We start from the raw sequence: 1,445 nt of genomic DNA on the forward strand, positions 1-1,445 counted from the left end.
GGGCGAGGGTCCGTGAGGGGACCGAGGTTCCGGTGATAGACCTGGACCCCGTGAACGAACTGGACCTGGCGAGCCTGCAGCGCCGGCTCGCCGACTTCGCGGCCGCCCGCGACTGGCAGCAGTACCACACCCCCAAGAACCTCGTCGCCGCGCTGAGTGTCGAGGCGTCCGAACTCGTCGAGATCTTCCAGTGGCTGACGCCCGAGGAGTCGGCGCGTGTGATGGACGACGCCGGGACCGCCCACCGCGTCACCGACGAAGTCGCCGATGTCCTCGCGTACTTGCTCCAGTTCTGCGAGGTGCTCGGCATCGACCCGCTGGCCGCGCTGAACGCGAAGATCGACCGCAACGAGCGGAGGTTTCCGCCGCCCGGGGAGTCGCGGGCGGCCGAGGAGGAGCCGTAGGGGTGCTTGGCGCGGGGCTGCTGCCCGCGGAGGAGGGACCGGCTCCCGCCGGGGGAGTCGCTTCCAACGGGACGGAGGGGCCGCTTCCAGCCCGAGGCGAGGAACCGGTTCCAACGGAAGCGGCCCCATCCGATTGTCACTCTCCGGAGTCATTGAGTTGTCCACAGGCGATTCGTTGTCCACAGATTTCGGGCTTCCTCTGGCTTTTCGTCCCACAAGCCTTCACTCTGGGTAGTGGACAGCGGAGTTCGGGCGGACGTGCGAAGAGCGCGTCAGGACAGACGGAGACGGCGCATGGACGCGGTGCGGCTCATCCTGGCGAGCAGGCGGGCCCTGGCGGGGAGTGGGGAGGAACGCGACATCATGACGGAAGCGTGGCAGGCACAGGCCCTCGCCCAGGCGATAGGCAGTCGTCTGGCGGTGTCGGGCCCTCCCGAACTGCGGGGTGAGGCAAGGGGATTGAGCGAGCTGGCGGGCAGAGGCTGCGGAGTCCTCAGCGCCCCGCCGCTCGCCGTGGGCGCCTTACGCGCCTCCCAGCTCACCGAGTTGGGAGACGCACGCCAGGCCCTCCTCGGCTTGGGGGGCCTTCTGGGCGAGGTCGGTATCGCGCTCGTCGGCATAGCCTGCGCGGCGGACGACGAGGCGACGTACTGGCAGTGCATGGAGGCCATCGACGCGGCCGACGAATCCCGCGACCGGGTGCGGGAGATGCTGCGCCGTATCGAGGTCCGGGACCAGATGTTCCCGGACCTGGAGGCGGGGTGAGGGGCGTGCTAGGCGATCAAGGAGGCGGTCCCTGACACCGTGATGCCCCCTTCGGCGGGGATGTCGACACGGAGCAGGCTGAGGCGGCCGACGTGCCGGCCCTGATGGATCGTGAGGGTGGCGGGCGCCTCCAGCAGGCCGGTGTCGCGGAGGTACGCGCCGACGGCGGCGGCCGCGGAGCCCGTGGCGGGGTCCTCGGTGATCGTGCCGACCGGGAAGAGATTGCGCGCCTCGAACTCCCACGCTGTCTCGTTGTCCTTCTCCCCGGTCCCCGCT

3 protein-coding genes are annotated in these 1,445 nt (G+C 70.1%); 2 read left to right on the top strand and 1 reads right to left on the bottom strand.

The window, feature by feature from the left end:
- Window positions 1–41: 41 nt before the first annotated feature.
- Together FNH04_RS45930 and FNH04_RS45935 are read left to right on the top strand one after the other, a co-directional pair.
- On the top strand, window positions 42–404 hold the full coding sequence (locus FNH04_RS45930) for a nucleotide pyrophosphohydrolase (RefSeq protein WP_152792143.1): 363 nt from the start codon (window positions 42–44) through the stop codon (window positions 402–404).
- Window positions 405–698: 294 nt separating this feature from the next.
- The gene (locus tag FNH04_RS45935) at window positions 699–1,169 is read left to right on the top strand and encodes a DUF6099 family protein (RefSeq protein WP_152792142.1); all 471 of its coding nucleotides are present in this window, start codon (window positions 699–701) and stop codon (window positions 1,167–1,169) included.
- An 8-nt stretch (window positions 1,170–1,177) separates the two neighbouring features.
- Here the strand turns inward: FNH04_RS45935 and FNH04_RS45940 are convergent.
- On the bottom strand, window positions 1,178–1,445 hold a 268-nt coding region (locus tag FNH04_RS45940; RefSeq protein ID WP_194237061.1), incomplete at its 5' end, for a PhzF family phenazine biosynthesis protein.

This window comes from Streptomyces phyllanthi, assembly GCF_009377205.1.
Classification (GTDB): Bacteria; Actinomycetota; Actinomycetes; order Streptomycetales; family Streptomycetaceae; genus Streptomyces; species Streptomyces phyllanthi.

What these genes read in the sequence shown, in the direction of transcription:
- FNH04_RS45935 (WP_152792142.1), top strand. Translation starts at nt 699, where the DNA reads ATGGACGCGGTGCGGCTCATCCTGGCGAGCAGGCGGGCCCTGGCGGGG.